This is a genomic window from Streptomyces sp. HD (assembly GCF_028369295.1).
Taxonomy (GTDB): domain Bacteria; phylum Actinomycetota; class Actinomycetes; order Streptomycetales; family Streptomycetaceae; genus Streptomyces.
Window position 1 is genome coordinate 38,443 of record NZ_JAQMYP010000008.1, and the last position, 20,552, is coordinate 58,994.

A 20,552-nucleotide genomic window follows, 5' to 3' on the forward strand; every position below is an offset into this window, starting at 1 on the left:
CTTTTGGGGGATCCCATGACCCGCCGCTTCCTGTTCGCCCTCGGCAGCAGCCGCCCGGACGGCAACACCGAGTTGCTGGCCCGCCGGGCCGCCGAGCAGCTGCCCGAGGGGGTCGAGCAGCAGTGGATCGACCTGGCCGCGCATCCGCTGCCCGACTTCGAGGACCTGCGGCACGACAGCGACCATGTGCGCCCGACGGAAGGGAACGTGGCGCTGCTGCTCGACGCGACGCTCACGGCGACGGACGTCGTCATCGCCTCCCCGCTGTACTGGTACTCGGTGTCCGCCCACGTCAAGCGCTACCTCGACTACTGGTCGGGCTGGCTTCGCACACCGGACCTCGACTTCAAGGCGACCATGGCGGGGCGCACCCTGTGGGGTGTCACCGCGCTCGCGCACGAGGAGCAGGAGGTCGCTGATCCGCTGGTCGGCACACTCAGCAACTCCGCCGCATACCTGGGGATGCGTTTCGGCGGCGTACTGCTCGGCAACGGCAGCAAGCCCGGTGACGTACTGAACGACACCGAGGCCCTGGCCCGCGCGAAGACGTTCTTCGCTCAGGAGCCGCCGCTCGCGCGCTTCCCGTACGAGAGTGCCTGAGATTTACGCCGTAATGTCCTTCGCCATGAACCTCGCCCACGCCGCCGAGCCGAACACCGCAGCGTAGAGGGACTGTATGCCCAGGTTCTTGACGAGGTCGTCCCAGTAGACGGGTTCGCGCATGAGGTCGGCGAAGGACAGCCAGTAGTGGGAGAAGAAGTACGGCTGTATCGCGTGCAGCTGGGGGATCTGGTCGAGGATCTGGACGGTGATCAGCAGGCCGACCGTCGTCGCCATCGCCGCGATGCCGCTGTTGGTCAGCGTCGAGACGAACAGGCCGAGGGCGGCCACGCCTATGAGTGACGCGGCGACGACCAGGGCGATCAGCAGGGCACGGCCGAGGCCTTCGGCGAAGCTGATCCGGGTGCCGGAGATGGTCGTCAGATCGCCGAGCGGGAACAGCAGCGCCCCGACCGTGAGTGCCGAGACCGCGACCACGAGGGTCGCCACCAGGCAGAACGTCATCGTGGTCGCGTACTTGGTGAGCAGCAGACGGGTGCGGCCGGCGGGGGCGACGAGGAGATAGCGGAGGGTACCCGCGTTCGCCTCGCCCGCGATCGCGTCACCCGCTATGACGCCGATCGCCATCGGCAGGAAGAACGGGAGCGTCGCGGCCAGTGCGGTGAAGACCAGGAAGAGGCCGTTGTTGGTGATCTGGGAGATGAACGCCGGGCCGCCACCGCCCTGCGGACCCCCGCCTCCCATCGACGAGCCGTCGCCGGTCTCGATCTTCACGGCGATCCCGACCAGGATCGGTACGGCGGCCAGGACAGCGAGCAGCGCGAGCGTGCGCCAGCGCCGGAACGTGGTGATCAGTTCGCTGCGGAGGAGTCCGAAGGTCCACAACGGACTGGTCTTTCGGGCCCCTTCGGCCCCTCCTCCCGGCCGCATCGGCCCGCTGCCTCGCAGGGTGGGCTCGTCACCCTGCGGCATCGCCTCAGCCCGCGACATCGAACCCCTCCCCCGTGAGTGCCACGAACGCGTCCTCCAGGGAGGCCCGTTCGACACCGAAGCCGCGGACCCGGACCCCGGCGGTCACCAACGCCGCGTTGACGTCGGCGAGATCACGCTCCGGCGGCTCTGCGGTCACCCGGTCCTCGTTGATGACGACGTCACCGGCGCCCTGCTCCTTCAGCACCCGGGCCGCGTCCGAGGTGTCGGGCGTGCTCACGACGAGCCGGCCGCGCATCCCGGCGGCCATCTCCGCCACCGCGCCCTGGGTGATCAGCCGGCCCTGCGCCATCACCGCGGCGTGGGTGCAGACCTGCTCGATCTCGTCGAGGAGGTGGGAGGAGAGGAAGACGGTCGTGCCGTCGGAGGCCAACTCCCTGATCAGGGCACGGATCTCACGCATGCCCTGTGGGTCGAGGCCGTTGGTCGGCTCGTCGAGCACGAGGAGCCTGCGCGGCTGGAGCAGCGCTGCCGCGAGCCCGAGCCGCTGCTTCATGCCGAGCGAGTACGCCTTGGCCTTCTTGCCCGCGGCGGCCGTCAGGCCCACCCGGTCCAGCGCGGACGCGACGCGGGTGCGCCGGGTGCGCGGATCGGCGGTCGGGTCGGCGGCGTCGTAGCGGAGGAGGTTGTCGCGGCCGGAGAGGAAGCCGTACAGGGCGGGCCCCTCGATGAGCGCCCCGACGTGCGGCAGTACGGCGCGCGTGGAGCGGGGCATGGGATGCCCGAGCACGCGCGCCGTACCGGAGGTGGGCTCGATGAGGCCCATCAGCATGCGGATCGTGGTGGTCTTGCCGGAGCCGTTCGGCCCGAGGAACCCGAAGACGCTGCCCGCCGGGACGGTCAGATCGAGACCGTCCACGGCGAGCTGCCCGCCGCGGTAGCGCTTGGTGAGCGCACGGGTGGCGATCACCGTGCCGACGTCATCGGCCTGGTCGGCCCGGACGCCGGGGGCATCCGGGGGGATCCGGTCGGCCTGATCGACCTCGTCGCCCTCCACGACGGGCAGTTCCTCCATGGGCTCCTCGGGCTCCTCGACTGGTGATGCGGGTGCGGCGGCCGGCTGTGGGTCACTTGGCCGAGTTGGCCGCCTTCACGAGCGCGTCCTTGTCGACCGCGCCCACGTAGACCTTGCCGTCGTCCGTGACCAGGGCGTTGATCAGGCGGGTCTTGAAGACCGTGCCCGAGCCGAACTTGCCGCTGACCTTGTCGCCCAGGGAGTCGAGGAAGCCGCCCAGTTGGCCGCCGCCGGCCTCGGCGCCGGACGGGATGCCCTCGCCGCCGGTGTCGAAGACGGCCACGGAGTTCCAGCCCTCGCCGATGACCTCGGGGCCGCCCTCGGGTGCCTTGCCCGGCTTGCCCTCGGACTTCGGGCCGCCGAACTCCTTCTCGAACTGCTTGCGGAGCTCGTCCTCGGACTTCGCGGAGCCGTGCTCGCCGGCCGCCTCTTCCAGCGCACCCTCCTCGGTGACCTTCGCACCCTTCGGCGGGGTGAAGTCGAAGGTGGAGGCGTCCGGCTTGTCGAAGCTGACCTGGGTGAAGCCCGCGTCGATCACGGCCGCGCCGCCGCTCGACGGGGTCAGCGTGAACTTCAGCGGCATACCGGTCTTGGCGTCCACGGCCACGGTGATCGCGCCGACCGTGGTGCCGGACTGCTTCGGCTTGATGAGCAGGCGGTAGGCGTCCCGGCCCGCGACGTGCGAGGTGCCGTCGACGGTGACGGACGTGGTGTCGTCGGCCGCCTTGAGGGCTTCCTCGGTGAGTTCCTTGGGCGTGGTGGGTACCTCTTCGGCCTTCCCCTTCTTGCCCTTCTCCCCCTGCGGCTCGTCGGCGGTGCCGTGGAAGACCTCGTTCGACTTGCTGTCGTAGCCCCAGATGTCCTTGCCGTTGTGGATCAGGCTGTACTCGGAGGCGTTCTCCAGCAGGGAGAGCTTCTGCTTGTCCTCGCCGTCGAGGGCGACGCGCAGGGTGTGTGTGCCGGACGCGAGCTCGGTGAGCTTGGCCGTGGGGTCGGCGGACGATCCGTCACCCGAACCCGAGCCCATGGCGCCGGAGGCGAAGCTCGACTCCAGGCCGCCGAGGTCGGGCAGGCCCAGATCGGTGGTGATCTTGAAGGTGCCGGACATCTGCTGCACGTCCGACTTGGCGATCTTCTCGATGAGTTGCTGCGCGGTGATCTCCGGCAGGTCCGGGTCGCCGGAGTCGGCGAGCGCCGGGACCAGCCCGATGGTCGCCGCCGCGACTCCCACGACCGCGACCGGAACGACGTACCGCGCGGCCTTGCGCCGCCCGGAGCGCAGCTCGTCGCCCTCCCCGGCGGTCGTACTGTCGTCGGATGCGTACGGTGCCATGTGTGCCTTACCTCCGTCGTCGGCGGCGGCTGTCCTACCTCGCCCGCGGGCCTTACGACCCCGCACTCGTCCACCCCTGAGCCGCCATTCTCACCCGAATCGGTGAGGAGTGGTGATTTCCGTGGTTTCCATCTGACCAAATCCGCCATGGAGATTCGTCAACCTCCGGAGCCAACTCCTCGTACACCTGCGGTATGACACACGGAGGCGGCGCCTCCCCCGACCCGTAGGGGTTGGTGGGAAGACGCCGCTGTGCGTGCGCGCTGTCAGCCGTTGATGAACACGTAGTCGGCCTGGTAGGGCACCCCGACGATGTCGCCCGCCGTGCAGGAGCCGGCCGGGGCCACACCCCCTACGGTGTTCAGCCGCATGATCTCGGCGGTGTCGGCGAGAAGGCCGTGGTGCTTGCCGGACTGAGTGGCCTTCAGGTCGAGTTCCGGGATGTTCTTGTCGCCGTTCGGCGTCTTGGAGATGACGGACCCGGTCACCGCGCTGCCGTCCCGCGCGATCCACTGCGGCGTACCGGAGTTGGGCGCGACGAAGGAGTGCGCGATACCGCCGCCGAGCACGGCGCTGACGTCCCGCTGAGCGAAGGCGTACCCGCCGCCCTGGGCCGGCTTGCACTCGTAGATCTGCTTGCCCTTGATGACGGATGCCTGGAAGTTGTCGAGCGCGTCGCCGAAGTCGAACTTGGCGACGGTGACCTTGTGGAGCTGGCCTCGCACGGCACCGCCCGGGAACTCGGCGGTGTGCAGGTTGGCGTAGAACGAACTCGGGTCGGTCTTCAGGGCGTTGAGGACGGCGGGGTCCTTCACGGTGACGGTGCCCGTGACGCTGTGCCCCTTGCTCTTGCCGAGAAGGCCGCCGAAGTCGACCTTGATGCCGCCGTTGGTGCCCTTGGCACCCTGGTGGATGTGCAGGGCGGTCGGCTTGCCGGTGCCGCGCCAGGCGACGGCGACGGACACCTTGTCGTCCTTGACCTTCACGAACTCCAGGGCGGCACCGTCCTTGTCCCCGACGGCGGGCCCGCCCTCGACGGGCACCTCGTTCGCCCCACGGAGGGAGGCGGCGAGGACGGTGCCCCCGCTGCCGCCGCTGAGGGCCCCGCTCTGGCTCACGATCCCCTGCGCGTCACTTCCGGCGTGGCCCGCGTGGTCGGTGCGGTCACCCCCGGCGGCGAAGGCGGGAATCACCGCGGCGGCGACACCACCGGCGGCGACCACCGCGACAGCGGTGACGATCAGACTCTTACGGCGCTTCGAGTACGTCGCGTCCATGCCCATGATTCTGTTTTCTCCCCGTAATGCCGCTGACGCCCCCTGCGTCAGCTTCTGGGCATTCATACGGAGAGGATCTTAGTTTGGACTCAGTCCAGAATTGTGACGTGCATCACAGATGACTTGCCAGGGTCAGCCGGATCAATCCGGGGGCGAGCCCCCCTCACCCGGCCCGATGCACCACCGCGTCGCACAGCTCCATCAACGCGGCCTTGGCGTCGACGTCCGGCAGCGGCGCAAGCGCGGCCCGCGCGTCCTCCGCATACCGCACCGTGTCCCGCCGAGCCTGCTCCAACGCCGGGTGCACCCGGAGCTGAGCCAACGCCTCCGCGAGCCGCGCGTCGTCACTCAGGTCGGAATCCAGCAGCTCGCGGAGCGCGACATCCTCCGCCAGCCCCAACCGCTCGGCCCGCTCCCGCAGCCGCAGCACGGGCAGCGTCGGAATCCCCTCCCGGAGATCCGTCCCGGGCGTCTTCCCGGACTCACGGGATTCACTCGCGATGTCCAGCACGTCGTCCGCCAACTGGAAGGCGACGCCCAGCCGCTCCCCGTACTGGGTCAGCACATCGACCACCGTCTCGTCGGCGCCCGACATCATCGCCCCGAACCGGCACGACACCGCCACCAACGACCCGGTCTTCCCGCTGAGCACATCGAGGTAGTGCTCCACCGGATCCCGCCCGTCCTGCGGCCCCGCCGTCTCCAGGATCTGCCCGGTGACCAGCCGCTCGAACGCCTCGGCCTGCACCCGCACCGCCTCGGGCCCGAGGTCGGCGAGGATGTGCGACGCGCGCGCGAACAGGAAGTCCCCGGTCAGCACGGCAACCGAGTTGTCCCAGCGGGCGTTGGCGCTGTCGACCCCGCGCCGTACCGCCGCCTCGTCCATCACGTCGTCGTGGTACAGCGTCGCCAGATGGGTCAGCTCCACCACCACGGCCGACGGTACGACGCCCGGCGCATAGCGATCCCCGAACTGGGCAGCGAGCATCACAAGCAACGGCCGGAACCGCTTCCCACCCGCTCGCACCAGATGCTGGGCGGCTTCGGTGATGAAGGGGACCTCACTCTTGGTGGCTTCGAGCAGTCCCTCCTCGACAGCCGCCAATCCGGCCTGGACATCGGCTTCCAGAGCCTGGTCCCGCACGCTCAGCCCGAACGGCCCGACGACGGTCACGAGGGGTCTCCTGTCTGCTGGTGTCCACTGGCGGTTACACGGTTTGTCGATAGGTCGCTGCCATCACTCAAGTCAGCGTATCCGGTCACGTTTCGATCACCGATGCCGCCCACCCGTCCACCACGGGCGGTATCGGATCACGACCGGTATGTTTTTGATCACCTGATAAGGCCGGACATCTATCCATTTACAGTGAAGTAGCGGGCCGTGTCCTGAACCGACGTCGGCATCGAGCCAGGCAACGGGCCCCCGCCCCGCGACCACCACGCCTTGTTCGGCCAGCCCAGAGGCCTGCTCGCCCTGTCCGGCCTGGAGGACTGGGAACGCTTCTCGTTCCTCGGCATGCAGGCCATCCTGGTGCTGAACTTCGCCGACACGGTCTCCTCCGGCGGTATGGGCATGTCGGCCGGAACTGCCGCCTCCGTGTCCGCCGCCCACGGCACCCTCGTCTGTCTCGTCTCCGTCGCCGGCGGCCGGCTCGCCGACCGCATCCTCGGCTCGTACCGCGCGGTGCTGTGGGGCGGCGTCCTGATCGCCTGCGTCCACTACGCCATGGTGGTGCCGACCGCCGCCTTCACCTGGTCGGGCCTCGGCCTGATCAGCGCGGGCACGGGCCTGCTCAAACCCAATGTCACCACTATGGTCGGCAAGCCCCACCGCACCGACGACGACCGCCGTGACGCCGGCTTCGCGCTCTACTACCTGGCGATCGACATCGGCGCCTTCGCGGGCCCGCCGGCCACCGGCCGGCTCGGCGACCGCAGGGGCCGGCACTGGGGCTTCTCGGCGGCCGCGATCGGCATGCCCCTCGGCCTGGCCCAGTACGTCGTCGGCCGCCGCCACCTGGCCGGACGGAGGCACGCCGCCGAGTTCGGGCACCGCCGGCCGCACGCGTCCAACAAGATCGCGACCGGCGTCGTCCTCGGCGGCCTGTCGTTCCTGCTGATGGTGCTGCCGACGTCCGGGCACCCCTCCGACGACCACCTGAAGCTCTACGACGGCGTCTCCAAGCCCGCCCGCTTCGGCGTCAACGGCGCGATCGCGGTGGCGGCAGGGTCGGCCGTGCCGGCCTCTGCAGGCCGGCTGCGCCGCACGATGCACCCGGTGCACCGACCTGACGGGGGGCCCGCTCATGCACATCCGTACGTCCTTCCCCTTCGAGACGACTCATGACGACCTCTGGATCCCGCTCCCGGACGGGACACTGCTCCACGCGCGCGTGTGGCGCCCGCTGACCGACGAGCCCGTACCGGCGCTCCTGGAATACCTGCCGTACCGCCTGACCGACCGGACCGCACCGCGCGACCACCAGCGCCATCCCTGGTACGCAGGCCACGGCTACGCCTCCGTACGCGTGGACGTGCGGGGGGCACGGCAACAGCGAGGGCAGGCCGACGGACGAGTACTCGGCTACGGAACTGGCCGACAGTGTCGAGGCGGTCGACTGGCCGGCCGCCCAGCCCTGGCGCAACGAACGGGTGGGCATGTTCGGCATCTCCTGGGGCGGCTTCAACTCCCTTCAGATCGCGGCCCTCGCGCCCGGGCCGCTCAAGGCGATCGTCACCGTCTGCTCCACGGACGATCGCTATGACAACGACGTGCACCACATGGGAGGTTCCGTTCCTCGCGGTCGACATGCACGCCTGGGCCGCGACGATGCTCGCCTTCGTCTCCCGTCCGCCCGACCCGCGGTACGTCGGTGAGGCCTGGCGGGACATGTGGCTCAAGCGGCTGGAGTCCGTCGACCCGTTCATCCACACCTGGCTGGAGCACCAGACCCGCCACGACTGCTGGCGCCACGGCAGCGTCTGCGAGGACTGCGGCACGATCGACGCCGCCGTCCTGGCGGTGGGCGGCTGGCACGACCCGTACCGCGACACCGTCCTGCGCCTCGTCGAACACCTCCCCGCCGACCGCGTCCGCGGCCTGATCGGCCCCTGGTCGCACCAGTACCCCGACCGGGGCCTGCCGCCGGGTCCGGCGATCGGCTTCCTCCAGGAGACCCTGCGCTGGTGGGACCACTGACTCAAGGGCGTGGACACCGGCGTCATGGCCGGGCCCCTGCTGCGCTCGTACGTCCGCGACTCGCACCGCCCGGCCACGGTGCCCGGCGGCTGGGTCGGCGAGCCGGCCTGGCCCTCTCCCCACGTGCGCGGCATGACGTACGCCTGCCAGGGCGCCCCCGTCCTGGTCCGTTCCCCCATCCACACCGGCCTCGACGCCGACCGCTTCTTCCCCTTCGCCAACGACGCCGACCTGCCGCCCGACCAGCGGGAGGAGGACGCGTGCGCTCGGCGTACTTCGACCTCGAAGTGGGCGAGGAGACCCGGGTGTTGGGGCGGCCGAGGCTGCGGCTACGGCTGACGTCGGAGGTGCCGCGCGGGCAGTCGTCGCGCGGCTCTGCGACGTGGCACCCGACGGCTCGTCCACCCTGGTCACACGGGGCATGCTGAACCTGTCGGCGCGCCACGGCCGGGACCGCACGGCGCCGTGGGAGCCGGCTTCACCCTGGAACCGGCGGGGAGTTCCCTGGAAGTTCCGGTACGCGCACGCGCGTTGGACGAGACGGCGAACGACACAGCGATCACCTTCGAGGAACCGGAGCAGGCGGAACCGCTCGGCGTGAACCCCCCATCACGCTGGACGAACCGCGTCCCGAGCGACTCGTCGTACGGGACTTGGCCAAGGGCGAGTGGCGCATGGAGGTTGACCCCGTTACGGCGGCACGCGCGTGTACCCCGACGGTCTGGAGTCCACCGAGGACGCGCTGGAGACGTACACGATCAACGAATCGGATCCCCTGTCGGCCCGCACCGCTCGGACTGGTCGATCCGCCGGCACCGCCCCGAGTCGGCCTGGGACACCACCGTGCGCACGCGCTCGGATATCAGCCACGAAAAGGGATATTTCACCACCCCCAACGAGGGGATTCACCTGGAGGGCGAAGAGGCACTCTTCCGCCGAACACGGGAGAAACGGACTCCACGGACAGCCGAATAACTGCGAGTTGGAGCCATTGCCCTATTTGCCGCTCTTGTGGACGCCAGTGAGTTGAGTCACGCGGCAGGGACGGCGCGCCCGGCCCGGCGCACCCCGTCTCCCCTTGCATCAAGCCCAAGTTGAGGCTTGGCAACCGCAAAGGATCAAGCGCCCCATACACACCAGACCATGGTCAACCGGCACGACAGGCACCGATGGCACTTGTTCCGGGCATGTGCTCTCGCATACGTTCCCGCACGTCGGGCGGACGCCGAATCCTGCCGCCGCCCGAGTCACCCACCCACCCACGCACTCACACACGCACGGCAGGAGCGGGGGACCCAGGTAAGTCGCCGGACCGGACGCCTTGATGGCGCACCGGAGCGGCTCGGGGTGAAGTCGCGCCGCCACAGGACGGCACGACCGGGCACCTCCCCGCCCGAACCCGACAGCTCACCTCGCAGGCGTCGGAGAGGAACTGCGCCATGCCCCGAGGCAAGCACCGCCGCCCCCGCACCAACCCGCTCACCCGCCACGCCGTCGTCGCCGGAACCGGCACCGCCGCCCTCGCCCTCCCGCTGCTGGGCGCGACCGCCGCGAGCGCCGTGGAACCGGCCCAGACCGCCACCACGGCGAAGGTCCCGTCCGTCACGTACACCACGAGGAAGGGCGACACGCTCTACGACATCGCAGACCGGTACGACGCCCAGGGCGGCTGGCGGCAGCTCTACAAGGACAACCGCAAGGCCATCGGCGACGACCCCCGGCTGATCCACACGGGCCTCGACCTGGAGGTCCGGGCCACGAAGAAGGCGAGCACGACGGCCGGCAAGGCGTCCGCGCCCGCCAAGAAGTCCGCCGTCGCCAAGGCCACCCAGGCCTCCGTGAAGTCGTACCCGAACAACCTCGACGGCTGGATCCGCAACGCTCTGGACATTATGTCGCAGAACGGAATTCCCGGGTCATACGATGGCATTCACCGCAACATCATGCGTGAGTCGTCCGGCAACCCGAGCGCCATGAACAACTGGGACTCCAACGCTGTCGCGGGCACCCCGTCCAAGGGCCTCCTGCAGGTCATCGACCCGACCTTCGCGACCTACCACGTGCCGGGGACGGTGTTCGACCCCTTCGACCCGGTCGCGAACATCGTGGCCGCGTGCAACTACGCCGCCGCGCGCTACGGCTCGATCGACAACGTGAACGGGCCTTACTAGGACAGAATAAAAGGTTCTTATTGGGTGAAATCGGCCAGGCTGCTCGTAAACAGCCTTTCGAGGACGACGGCGATGCCGTCGTCCTCGTTCGACAGGGTGACCTCGTCGGCGACCGCCTTCAGTTCGGCGTGGGCGTTGGCCATGGCCACACCGCGGGCGGCCCAGTCGAACATGGGGATGTCGTTGGGCATGTCCCCGAAGGCGATGGTCTGGTGCGGGCCGAGGCCGAGATGCTCGGCGGCGAGCGCGAGACCGGTCGCCTTGGTGATGCCACATGGCTGGAGTTCGACGGTGCCCGGCCCCGACATGGTGACGGTGGCCAGGGAGCCGACCACCGAGCGCGCCGTCGCCGCCAACTCGTCGTCCGAGAGGCTCGGATGGCGCAGCAGCACCTTGCTGATCGGCTCGCACCACAGGTCGTCCCGATGCTGCACGCGCACGGCGGGCAGGGTGGGGTGCGGCATCAGATACCCGGGCTCGATGAGCGTGAGCCCGTCGACACCGTCCTGGTCCACGGCCGCGTAGACCTGCCCCACCTCGGCCTCGATCTTGCCGAGCGCGGTCTCGGCCAACTCCCGGTCCAGGGTGACCGACCACAGCAGACGGTCCGCACCGGCGTCGTACAACTGCGCGCCCTGTCCACACACCGCGAGCCCCATGCTGCCCAAGTCGTCGAGGAGCGGCCGCACTCGGGGCGCCGGCCGCCCCGTCACGACGAGGTGCTGGGCGCCGCCCGCCGCCACCAGTGCGAGGGCGTCGATGGACCGGTCCGAGAGCGTGTCGTCGCCTCGGAGCAGCGTCCCGTCCAGGTCAGTGGCGATGAGTGAATATGCGATAGGTGCGGCCATGATCAGAGAATACGGACAGGACGCCCCATCGACTCGACGCGAACCGGACGGCTGCTGTGTTCACATGTGTTGACACCTGTTCCGGTTGCCGTTCTGGTTCCGGTTCTGTCTGCGATCCTGTCCGCAGTGCCCCTTCCGCACGGCAACTTCCTTCCGCTTGTGGCGATTTCACCCCCACGTGGTGCCCGCGGGCTCCTTGATGGTGGTGTTGATGCGGTTGAACATGTTGGTAACGGAAATGGTGAGGATCAGCGCCGACAACTCCTTCTCGTCGAAGTGGTCGGCCACCTCGTCCCACAGCGCGTCCGGCACCGACTCGTGCGAACGGTCCGCGAGCCTCGTCATCGCCTCGGTCAGCTGCAGCGCGGCCCGCTCCGCGTCGGTGAACCAGGGCGCATCGCGCCAGGCGGAGACGGCGTCGATCCGCTCGTCGCTCGTCCCTGCCTTGCGCAGATTGACCGTATGGCCGTGCACACAGGCGCCGCACCCATTGATCTGGCTCGTGCGCAGCCCCACGATCTCGGCCAGCTCCTGCGACAGACCGGCCTCGCCGATCGCCTGGAAGAGGGTGCCGATCCCCTTCATCGCGCCGGACAGGACATACGCCGGGTTGGTCATCCGTGCCTGCATGGTTCTCGCCTCCGGTGTCAGTGCTTCCGTGTTTCCGTCTTCACTGCACTGACGGAGCGCAGGACCTGGTTGTGACCGGTCGGCCGAAGATTTTTTTTCGCGCCCCGGAACACCGGCCCGATGCGGCTACCAGGGGGTTCGCCGACATCCGCGCGCAAGGTCGGCACTGCCCAAGACAGACGACTCACCCGTAACGTGTGCCCCGACCACATGGCAATGGCATACGGAGCGGATGAGAGTGAGGCAGCACCCCATGCCCCCCTTCGATCTCCCCGAGGGCGACCCCTTCGGCACGCACAACCTTCCGTACGGCGTCTTCTCCCTCCCCGGCTCGGACTCCGCGCGCAGGGTCGGCGTCCGGCTCGGCGACCACGTCCTCGACGCGGGCAAGGCGGCCTACACGCTCGGCTCGCCGTACGCCTCGCTGCTCGCGCAGGACTCCCTGAACCCACTGCTCGCCGCGGGCCCCACCACCTGGTCGGACGTACGGCGCGCGCTGACGGCGTGGGTGACGGTGCCGGCGCACCAGGAGGCCATCGCGGACCTCCTCCACCCTCTGTCCTCGGTGACCCTGCACCTCCCCTTCGAGGTCGCTGACTACGTCGACTTCTACGCCTCCGAGAACCACGCCCGGAACGTCGGCCAGATCTTCCGCCCCGACGCGGCGGACTCCCTGACCCCCAACTGGAAGCATCTGCCGATCGGTTACCACGGCCGCTCGGGCACGGTGGTGGTCTCCGGCACGGATGTCGTACGACCGTCCGGCCAGCGCAAGGCCCCCGCCGACCCGGCGCCGGTGTTCGGCCCGTCGGTCCGCCTGGACATCGAGGCCGAGGTCGGCTTCGTGGTCGGCACACCGTCGCAGATGGGCAGGCCGGTTCCGCTGGGCGACTTCCGCGAGCACGTCTTCGGCCTCTGCCTGCTCAACGACTGGTCGGCACGCGACATCCAGGCCTGGGAGTACGTCCCCCTCGGCCCGTTCCTCGGCAAGTCCTTCACCACGTCCGTGTCGGCGTGGATCACCCCGCTGGACGCCCTGGACGAAGCCCGGGTCGCACCGCCGGAGCGGACACACCCCCTGCTGCCGTACCTGGACGACTCCGGCGGCGAAACGGAACCCGGCGGCTACGACCTGCGTATCTCCGTGGCCATCAACGGCCACGTCGTCTCCGAACCGCCCTTCTCCACCATGTACTGGACGGCCGCCCAGCAACTCGCCCACATGACCGTGAACGGCGCCTCCCTCCGCACCGGCGACCTGTACGGCTCGGGCACCGTGAGCGGCCCGACGGAACGCGAGCGCGGGTCACTGCTGGAACTGACGTGGAACGGCCGGGACCCGCTTGAACTCCCGGACGGCAAGCGGGCGTTCCTGGAGGACGGCGATGTCGTGACGCTGTCCGCGTGGGCACCCGGGCCGGACGGGGTGCGGGTCGGTCTGGGCGAGGTCACGGGGCGGGTCGTATCGGCCTGACGCCGTGACTCCGGCCCGGAACTGACGGGGTATTCGGCGGGTCTTTCCCCCTGACTCCTGCGACAGTCGCCGTCATACTGGCTGGCGGTGGGAAGCGAACAGCGATCGGCGTTCGCGGCCCACCGCCCCGCACAGCCGCCCCCGCACCTTCCCTGACCAGGATCCGGAGCCCTTGGCATGACCGCCTGCCTGCTCCTGTTGAGCATCGTCGCTCTGACTGCCGCCGTACCCGTCCCGCGCGCGCTGACCCGAGCCACCTGGCCCGAACGGGAACCCGTGGTCGCGCTCTGGGTGTGGCAGTGCCTGGTCGCCACCGTCCTGCTGTGCTGCCTGACAGCCCTGGCCCTGGGCACCGCCGCCGTCTTCGGCACGGTCCGCGTCCAGCTCTTCGCTCCGGCACCGCCGCCGGTGACCGAGGCGTACGACCTCTCGGCCGCGCCTGCCTGGGCCGCCGCGCTCACCGTGCTCCTTGCCTGCGGGGCCGCCTGGACGACCGCGATGCTGGCCCGCGAGCTGGCCGAGGCCCGGCGGCGACGCGGCCAGGCCAGGGCCCATCTGCGGGAACGCGCCCCCGACCTGCCTGCCGGCCTGGGCTCGGCGCGCGGCCCGCTGCTGGTGCTGGAGGACGAGTACCCGGACGCCTGGTGGATGCCCGGCAGCCCGCCCCAGTTGATCGTCACCACGGGCGCCCTGCACCGCCTGACCGACCACCAGCTGGACGCCGTCCTCACCCATGAACGTGGCCATGCCCAAGCCCGCCACGACTGGTTGCTGCACCTCTCCACCGCGCTTGCCACCGGCTTCCCCCGCATCCCGTTGTTCGCCCACTTCTGCGACCAGACCCACCGCCTGGTCGAACTGGCCGCCGACGACACCGCGTCCCGCCGCTGCGGTCACCTGACGACGGCCCTGGCCCTGATCGAGCTCAACCAGCACCGGGGCGTTCTCTCCTGCGCCTCCACCAACCGCCTGCTGGGCGAGCGCGTCAACCGCCTCCTCCAGCCGCCGCCGCGCCTGGGGCGCCGCCACCGCGCCCTCACGACGACGCTGGCGGCACTGGTGCCGCTGCTCCCCCTGTTGATCACGTTCGCGCCGGGGCTGACGGCGTTGAGCTGACCGCGCTGCCGGGGGCTGCCGCCGGGCAGGCCGAGATAGCCGGAGCGGGCCAGTCACCGCCCCCGCTCGCGCCCCCCTATGCCTATGCCTATGCCTATGCCTATGCCGAGTCTCGACGCCCAGACCCAGCCTCGACGTCCAGGCCCAGCCCGACACCTAGACCCAATCCCGGCGCCCAGGCCCACTCCAAGCGCCTCAGACCAGTCCCGACACCCAGGCCCACTCCCGACGCTCAGGCCTACTCCCGACGCCGAGGACCAATCCCGGAGCCTAAGACCAGTCCCGACGTCCGGCCCCAGTCCCCACGCCTAAAGCGTGTTGCAGAACTCGGACCGATCTCCAGAAAGCTGCTTCGAAGGCCCCGTCAGGACGGAGGAAATCGGCGCACAATCGGGCAGTTGATCTTGCCGCGGGTGGCCGGATCCTACTGTGATCGTCGTTCTGCAACAGCCTTTAGGCCCAGTCCTCCGGCTCCGGCTCCGGTTCCATCTCGGGCCAGTCGTCCGGCCCGTGATCAGCTCCGTGATCGACCCCATGATCAGCCCCGGAAGCCACCTCAGCCGCCGCCCCCGCATCGGACTCCGCCCGCATGGAGCCCAGCACCTGGAGCACCCCCTCCCCATACGTGGCCAGCTTCTTCTCGCCGACCCCGCTGACGCCGCCGAGCTCCCGCACCGACGCCGGCCACGCCGTCACGATCTCCCGCAGCGTCGCGTCATGGAAGATCACGTAGGCCGGAACGCCCTGCTCCCGAGCCTGCTCGGCACGCCAGGCCCGCAGCGCCTCGAAGGCCGGCACCAGCGCCTCCGGCAGCTCCGCCACCGCGGCCTTCGCCTTGCGCTCCCCTCGCCCCGAGCCTCCGGAACCCGACGCCGACCGCGAGGTCGCCGGCTTCTTCGGCTCCTTGCGCAGCGGCACCTCCCGCTCCCGCCGCAGCACCGTCCCACTGGCCTCCGTCAGCACGAGCGTGCCGTACTCCCCCTCGACCGCGAGCAGCCCCTGGGCCAGCAACTGCCGGATGACGCCCCGCCATTCGCCCTCGCCCAGCTCCTCGCCGATGCCGAACACGGACAGCTGGTCGTGGTCGAACTGGATCACCTTGCCCGTGCGCTTGCCCAGCAGGATGTCGACGATCTGCAGCGCCCCGAACTTCTGCCCGCGCTCCCGCTGCAGCCGCACCACCGTCGACAGCACCTTCTGCGCCGCGACCGTGCCGTCCCAGGTCTCCGGCGGGGTCAGACAGGTGTCGCAGTTGCCGCAGCCCACCGGATCGGGGTCCTGGCCGAAGTAGGCGAGCAGCTGACCGCGCCGGCACTGGGCGGTCTCGCACAGCGCCAGCATCGCGTCCAGGTGGGAGGCGGCCCGGCGCCGGAACGCCTCGTCTCCCTCGCCCGACTGGATCAGCTTGCGCTGCTGTATGACGTCGTTGAGGCCGTAGGCCATCCAGCCCGTGGAGGGCAGGCCGTCACGTCCCGCGCGGCCCGTCTCCTGGTAGTAGCCCTCGACCGACTTGGGCAGGTCGAGGTGGGCGACGAACCGCACGTCCGGCTTGTCGATGCCCATCCCGAAGGCGATGGTCGCCACCACGACCAGGCCCTCCTCCCGCAGGAACCGGGACTGGTGCGCCGCGCGCGTGCCCGCGTCCAGACCCGCGTGGTACGGCACCGCCTCGATGCCGTTGCGGGTCAGGAACTCGGCCGTCGCCTCCACGGACTTGCGTGACAGGCAGTACACGATGCCCGCGTCGCCCGCGTGCTCGTCCCGCAGGAAGCTCAGCAGCTGCTTCTTCGGGTCCGCCTTGGGCACGATCCGGTACTGGATGTTGGGCCGGTCGAAGCTGGCCACGAAATGCCGGGCCGTCGGCATGTTCAGCCGCTGGGTGATCTCCTGGTGCGTCGCACGCGTGGCCGTCGCCGTGAGCGCGATGCGCGGGACGTCCGGCCAGCGCTCGCCGAGCAGCGAGAGGGCCAGATAGTCGGGGCGGAAGTCGTGGCCCCACTGGGACACACAGTGCGCCTCGTCGATCGCGAAGACGGCGATCTTGCCGCGCGACAGCAGGTCCAGCGTCGAGTCGAGCCGCAGCCGCTCCGGCGCCAGGTACAGCAGGTCCAGCTCACCCGCGAGGAACTCCGCCTCCACCACCCGCCGCTCGTCGAAGTCCAGCGTGGAGTTGATGAACCCGGCACGCACACCGAGCGCCCGCAGCGCGTCCACCTGGTCCTGCATCAGCGCGATGAGCGGCGAGACGACTACGCCCGTACCCGGTCTGACCAGGGACGGGATCTGGTAGCAGAGCGACTTGCCGCCGCCGGTCGGCATGAGCACGACGGCGTCCCCGCCCGCCACCACATGCTCGATGACCGCTTCCTGCTCGCCCCGGAAGGCGTCGTACCCGAAGACCCGGTGCAGCGTGGCCAGCGCCTCGCTCCCGGCCGCGCCTGCCGCCGCTGCCACCTCGGTCACCCCTGGCATCTCTCTGATCCCGCCCGTCGCACGCATCGCCATGTCCCCCGTACGTCGTCCCTCGACCACTGCATCCACGATAGGCGCCGCCACCGACAGCACCGGAGTTATCCACAGGCTTGCGCCCCACCCGCCCGTAATCGACCGATGGCCTTCGGTGAAGGACCGGTGGACGGGCGCACTCGACACAAAGCGGCCCGGCACCCCTGCGGAAAGGGATGCCGGGCCACTGTCGCACCACGAGGGCGAGCACCGCGTCAGCGCACGAACACTCCCGCCTGGCTCGCCAGGTCCAGGAAGTACTGCGGCGCCACGCCCAGCACCAGCGTGACCGCCACACCGACCCCGATCGCCGTCATCGTCAGCGGCGACGGCACCGCGACCGTCGGCCCCTCCGGCTTCGGCTCGCTGAAGAACATCAGGACGATGACGCGGATGTAGAAGAACGCCGCGATCGCGGACGAGATCACACCGACCACGACCAGCGGGCCCGCCCCACCCTCCGCCGCCGCCTTGAACACGGCGAACTTCCCGGCGAAGCCGGAGGTCAGCGGGATGCCGGCGAAGGCCAGCAGGAACACCGCGAACACGGCCGCGACCAGCGGCGAACGGCGGCCCAGACCGGCCCACTTGGACAGGTGCGTCGCCTCACCGCCGGCGTCGCGCACCAGCGTCACCACCGCGAACGCGCCGATCGTCACGAACGAGTACGCGGCCAGGTAGAAGAGGACGGACGACACACCGGACGGCGTCGCGGCGATGACACCCGCGAGGATGAAGCCGGCGTGCGCGATGGACGAGTACGCCAGCAGCCGCTTGATGTCGGTCTGCGTGATCGCGACGATCGCACCGCCCAGCATGGTGACGATCGCGACGCCCCACATGACCGGCCGCCAGTCCCAGCGCAGGCCGGGCAGCACGACGTACAGAATGCGCAGCAGCGCACCGAACGCGGCCACCTTGGTCGCCGCCGCCATGAACCCGGTCACCGGCGTCGGCGCACCCTGGTAGACGTCCGGCGTCCACATGTGGAACGGCACCGCGCCCACCTTGAACAGCAGGCCCATGACGATCATCGCGGCGCCGATGAGCAGCAGCGCGTCGTTGCCCATCGTGTCGGCGAGCGCCGGGGTGACGTCCGGGACGGTGCCGTCGACGACCTGCGCGATCGTCGCGTACGACACGGAGCCCGCGTAGCCGTAGAGCAGCGCGATGCCGAACAGGGTGAACGCGGACGCGAAGGCACCCAGCAGGAAGTACTTGACCGCGGCCTCCTGCGACATGAGCCGCTTGCGGCGGGCCAGCGCGCACATCAGGTACAGCGGGAGCGAGAGGACTTCCAGGGCGATGAACAGCGTCAGCAGGTCGTTGGCCGCCGGGAAGATCAGCATGCCCGTGACGGCGAACATCAGCAGCGGGAACACCTCGGTGGTGGTGAACCCGGCCTTCACCGCGGCCTTCTCGCTGTCGCTGCCCGGCACGGACGCCGCCTGCGCGGCGAAGGAGTCGACCCGGTTGCCGTGCGTCTGCGGGTCGAGTCGCCGCTCGGCGAAGGTGAACAGGCCGACCAGGCCCGCCAGCAGGATCGTGCCCTGCAGGAAGAGCGCCGGTCCGTCGACGGCGATCGCGCCCATCGCGGCGATGCCCGACTTGGTCGTGGCGTACCCGCCGGCCGCCAGCGCCACGACCGCGGCGAAGGCAGCGACGAGCGCCACGACGGAGACGAACAGCTGGGCGTAGTAACGCGCCTTGCGCGGCACGACCGCCTCGACGAGTACCCCGACGATCGCCGCGCCGACGACGATCAGGGTGGGCGACAGCTGCCCGTACTCGATCTTCGGCGCGCCGATCTTCGCGATCGGGTCGGCCGCGGTTGTCCACAGGCTGTGGACGGCTGATGCGCTCACTTGGCCGCCTCCACCTCGGGCTGGGGGTCCTTCTTCTGTACGTCGGACATGGTCTGCTGGACCGCGGGGTTGACGATGTCCGTGACGGGCTTCGGATAGACGCCCAGGAAGATCAGCAGTGCGACCAGCGGGGCGACGACCACGAGTTCACGCACCCTGAGGTCGGGCATCGCGGAGACCTCCGGCTTCACCGGGCCCGTCATCGTGCGCTGGTAGAGGACGAGGACGTAGAGCGCGGCGAGCACGATGCCGAAGGTGGCGATGATGCCGATCACCGGGTAGCGCGTGAACGTGCCGACCAGGACCAGGAACTCACTGACGAAGGGTGCCAGTCCCGGCAGCGACAGGGTCGCCAGACCGCCGATCAGAAAGGTGCCGGCGAGCACCGGAGCGACCTTCTGCACACCGCCGTAGTCGGCGATGAGCCGCGAGCCGCGCCGCGAGATCAGGAAACCGACCACCAGCATCAACGCGGCCGTCGAGATGCCGTGGTTGACCATGTACAGCGTCGCGCCGGACTGGCCCTGGCTGGTCATCGCGAAGATACCCATGATGATGAAGCCGAAGTGCGAGATCGACGCGTACGCGATCAGGCGCTTCATGTCCCGCTGGCCGACCGCGAGCAGCGCCCCGTAGACGATGCTGATCAACGCCAGGACGAGGATCGCGGGCGTCGCCCACTTGCTGGCCTCGGGGAACAGCTGGAGGCAGAAGCGGAGCATCGCGAAGGTGCCCACCTTGTCGACGACCGCGGTGATGAGGACGGCGACCGGTGCGGTGGCCTCCCCCATCGCGTTGGGCAGCCAGGTGTGCAGCGGCCACAGCGGCGCCTTCACCGCGAAGGCGAAGAAGAAGCCGAGGAACAGCCAGCGTTCGGTGTTGGTCGCCATGTCGAGCGAGCCGTTGGCGCGGGCCTCGGCGATCTCCTGGAGGCTGAAGTTCCCGGCGACCACATAGAGGCCGATCACCGCGGCCAGCATGATCAGACCGCCGACCAGGTTGTAGAGCAGGAACTTCACGGCGGCGTACGACCGTTGCGTGGACGCCGCCTTCTCGCCGTGCTCATGGGCACGGTCCCCGAAGCCGCCGATGAGGAAGTACATCGGGATGAGCATGGCTTCGAAGAAGATGTAGAAGAGGAAGACGTCGGTGGCCTCGAAGGAGATGATCACCATCGCCTCGACGGCCAGGATCAGGGCGAAGAAGCCCTGCGTCGGCCGCCAGCGCCTGCTTCCGGTCTCCAGCGGGTCGGCGTCGTTCCAGCCCGCGAGGACGATGAACGGGATCAGCAGCGCCGTCAGTGCGATCAGCGCGACCGCGATGCCGTCCACACCGAGTTCGTAGCGGACCCCGAAGTCCTTGATCCAGGAGTGGGATTCGGTGAGCTGGTAGCGGTCGCCGTCCGGGTCGAAGCGGACCAGGACGGTGATCGCGAGGGCGAGTGTGCCGAGCGAGAAGAGCAGCGCCAGCCATTTGGCGGCGGTGCGCTGCGCGGCCGGTACGGCGGCCGTGGCGATCGCCCCGATCGCCGGGAGCACCGCCGTGGCTGTCAGCAGAGGAAAGGACAT

Annotated in this window: 14 protein-coding genes, 2 pseudogenes and 1 riboswitch; of the genes and pseudogenes, 6 read left to right on the forward strand and 10 right to left on the reverse strand. The window is 69.7% G+C overall.

Translation table 11 applies throughout. The features are described 5' to 3' along the window. Positions 1–15: 15 nt before the first annotated feature. A complete protein-coding gene (locus tag POF73_RS10290; protein WP_272114259.1) occupies positions 16–600 on the forward strand; it encodes a flavodoxin family protein in 585 nt (194 codons plus the stop codon). A gap of 3 nt (positions 601–603) precedes the next feature. On the opposite strand, the gene POF73_RS10295 is transcribed toward POF73_RS10290, so the two are convergent. From POF73_RS10295 to POF73_RS10315, 5 genes are all read right to left on the reverse strand, one after another. Next, entirely contained in the window at positions 604–1,491 is an 888-nt protein-coding gene (locus POF73_RS10295; RefSeq protein WP_272114423.1) for an ABC transporter permease, read from the reverse strand. A gap of 46 nt (positions 1,492–1,537) precedes the next feature. After that, the gene (locus tag POF73_RS10300) at positions 1,538–2,566 is read right to left on the reverse strand and encodes an ABC transporter ATP-binding protein (RefSeq protein WP_272114260.1); all 1,029 of its coding nucleotides are present in this window, start codon (positions 2,564–2,566) and stop codon (positions 1,538–1,540) included. Between the two features lie 52 nt (positions 2,567–2,618). Further along, positions 2,619–3,899: a LolA family protein gene (locus tag POF73_RS10305; RefSeq protein WP_272114261.1), complete on the reverse strand. Its 1,281-nt coding sequence runs from the start codon at positions 3,897–3,899 to the stop codon at positions 2,619–2,621. A 266-nt stretch (positions 3,900–4,165) separates the two neighbouring features. After that, positions 4,166–5,176: a CHRD domain-containing protein gene (locus POF73_RS10310; RefSeq protein ID WP_272114262.1), complete on the reverse strand. Its 1,011-nt coding sequence runs from the start codon at positions 5,174–5,176 to the stop codon at positions 4,166–4,168. 163 nt (positions 5,177–5,339) lie between these two features. After that, complete coding sequence (locus tag POF73_RS10315) at positions 5,340–6,350, reverse strand: polyprenyl synthetase family protein (RefSeq protein ID WP_272114263.1); 1,011 nt, start codon at positions 6,348–6,350, stop codon at positions 5,340–5,342. A 228-nt stretch (positions 6,351–6,578) separates the two neighbouring features. Here POF73_RS10315 and POF73_RS10320 point away from each other — a divergent pair. From POF73_RS10320 to POF73_RS10330, 3 genes and pseudogenes are all read left to right on the forward strand, one after another. After that, positions 6,579–7,460, forward strand: a pseudogene (locus POF73_RS10320) (oligopeptide:H+ symporter); the annotation flags it as partial. A 22-nt stretch (positions 7,461–7,482) separates the two neighbouring features. After that, positions 7,483–9,350 (forward strand): annotated as a pseudogene (locus POF73_RS10325) (CocE/NonD family hydrolase). Between the two features lie 289 nt (positions 9,351–9,639). Continuing rightward, positions 9,640–9,809, forward strand: a riboswitch (cyclic di-AMP (ydaO/yuaA leader). Between the two features lie 5 nt (positions 9,810–9,814). Then, on the forward strand, positions 9,815–10,546 hold the full coding sequence (locus POF73_RS10330; RefSeq protein WP_272114264.1) for a transglycosylase SLT domain-containing protein: 732 nt from the start codon (positions 9,815–9,817) through the stop codon (positions 10,544–10,546). 17 nt (positions 10,547–10,563) lie between these two features. On the opposite strand, the gene POF73_RS10335 is transcribed toward POF73_RS10330, so the two are convergent. Then, positions 10,564–11,394: an HAD family hydrolase gene (locus POF73_RS10335; protein ID WP_272114265.1), complete on the reverse strand. Its 831-nt coding sequence runs from the start codon at positions 11,392–11,394 to the stop codon at positions 10,564–10,566. A 168-nt stretch (positions 11,395–11,562) separates the two neighbouring features. Next, entirely contained in the window at positions 11,563–12,024 is a 462-nt protein-coding gene (locus POF73_RS10340; protein ID WP_272114266.1) for a carboxymuconolactone decarboxylase family protein, read from the reverse strand. A gap of 253 nt (positions 12,025–12,277) precedes the next feature. On the opposite strand from POF73_RS10340, the gene fahA reads away from it, so the two are divergent. Both fahA and POF73_RS10350 read left to right on the forward strand, forming a co-directional pair. Further along, complete coding sequence (gene fahA / locus POF73_RS10345) at positions 12,278–13,498, forward strand: fumarylacetoacetase (protein ID WP_272114267.1); 1,221 nt, start codon at positions 12,278–12,280, stop codon at positions 13,496–13,498. A gap of 177 nt (positions 13,499–13,675) precedes the next feature. Beyond that, on the forward strand, positions 13,676–14,614 hold the full coding sequence (locus POF73_RS10350; RefSeq protein ID WP_272114268.1) for a M56 family metallopeptidase: 939 nt from the start codon (positions 13,676–13,678) through the stop codon (positions 14,612–14,614). 453 nt (positions 14,615–15,067) lie between these two features. Here POF73_RS10350 and recQ read toward each other — a convergent pair whose 3' ends face one another. From recQ to POF73_RS10365, 3 genes are all read right to left on the reverse strand, one after another. Further along, positions 15,068–17,113 carry a DNA helicase RecQ gene (recQ, locus tag POF73_RS10355; RefSeq protein WP_443049480.1) on the reverse strand — a complete coding sequence of 682 codons (2,046 nt, stop codon included), beginning with the start codon at positions 17,111–17,113 and terminating at the stop codon, positions 15,068–15,070. 221 nt (positions 17,114–17,334) lie between these two features. Beyond that, positions 17,335–18,984, reverse strand: a complete 1,650-nt coding sequence (nuoN, locus tag POF73_RS10360; protein ID WP_272114271.1) for an NADH-quinone oxidoreductase subunit NuoN — start codon at positions 18,982–18,984, stop codon at positions 17,335–17,337. After that, complete coding sequence (locus POF73_RS10365) at positions 18,981–20,552, reverse strand: NADH-quinone oxidoreductase subunit M (RefSeq protein ID WP_272114272.1); 1,572 nt, start codon at positions 20,550–20,552, stop codon at positions 18,981–18,983. Before POF73_RS10365 ends, nuoN begins: the two co-directional genes overlap by 4 nt.

Excerpts from the sequence above, each read along its gene's own strand:
- POF73_RS10290 (WP_272114259.1), top strand. The coding sequence starts at position 16 with ATGACCCGCCGCTTCCTGTTCGCCCTCGGCAGCAGCCGCCCGGACGGC.
- POF73_RS10295 (WP_272114423.1), bottom strand. The coding sequence starts at position 1,491 with ATGCGGCCGGGAGGAGGGGCCGAAGGGGCCCGAAAGACCAGTCCGTTG.
- POF73_RS10300 (WP_272114260.1), bottom strand. The coding sequence starts at position 2,566 with ATGGAGGAACTGCCCGTCGTGGAGGGCGACGAGGTCGATCAGGCCGAC.
- POF73_RS10305 (WP_272114261.1), bottom strand. The coding sequence starts at position 3,899 with ATGGCACCGTACGCATCCGACGACAGTACGACCGCCGGGGAGGGCGAC.
- POF73_RS10310 (WP_272114262.1), bottom strand. The coding sequence starts at position 5,176 with ATGGACGCGACGTACTCGAAGCGCCGTAAGAGTCTGATCGTCACCGCT.
- POF73_RS10330 (WP_272114264.1), top strand. The coding sequence starts at position 9,815 with ATGCCCCGAGGCAAGCACCGCCGCCCCCGCACCAACCCGCTCACCCGC.
- POF73_RS10335 (WP_272114265.1), bottom strand. The coding sequence starts at position 11,394 with ATGGCCGCACCTATCGCATATTCACTCATCGCCACTGACCTGGACGGG.
- POF73_RS10340 (WP_272114266.1), bottom strand. The coding sequence starts at position 12,024 with ATGCAGGCACGGATGACCAACCCGGCGTATGTCCTGTCCGGCGCGATG.
- fahA (WP_272114267.1), top strand. The coding sequence starts at position 12,278 with ATGCCCCCCTTCGATCTCCCCGAGGGCGACCCCTTCGGCACGCACAAC.
- POF73_RS10350 (WP_272114268.1), top strand. The coding sequence starts at position 13,676 with ATGACCGCCTGCCTGCTCCTGTTGAGCATCGTCGCTCTGACTGCCGCC.
- recQ (WP_443049480.1), bottom strand. The coding sequence starts at position 17,113 with ATGCGTGCGACGGGCGGGATCAGAGAGATGCCAGGGGTGACCGAGGTG.
- POF73_RS10365 (WP_272114272.1), bottom strand. The coding sequence starts at position 20,552 with ATGTCCTTTCCTCTGCTGACAGCCACGGCGGTGCTCCCGGCGATCGGG.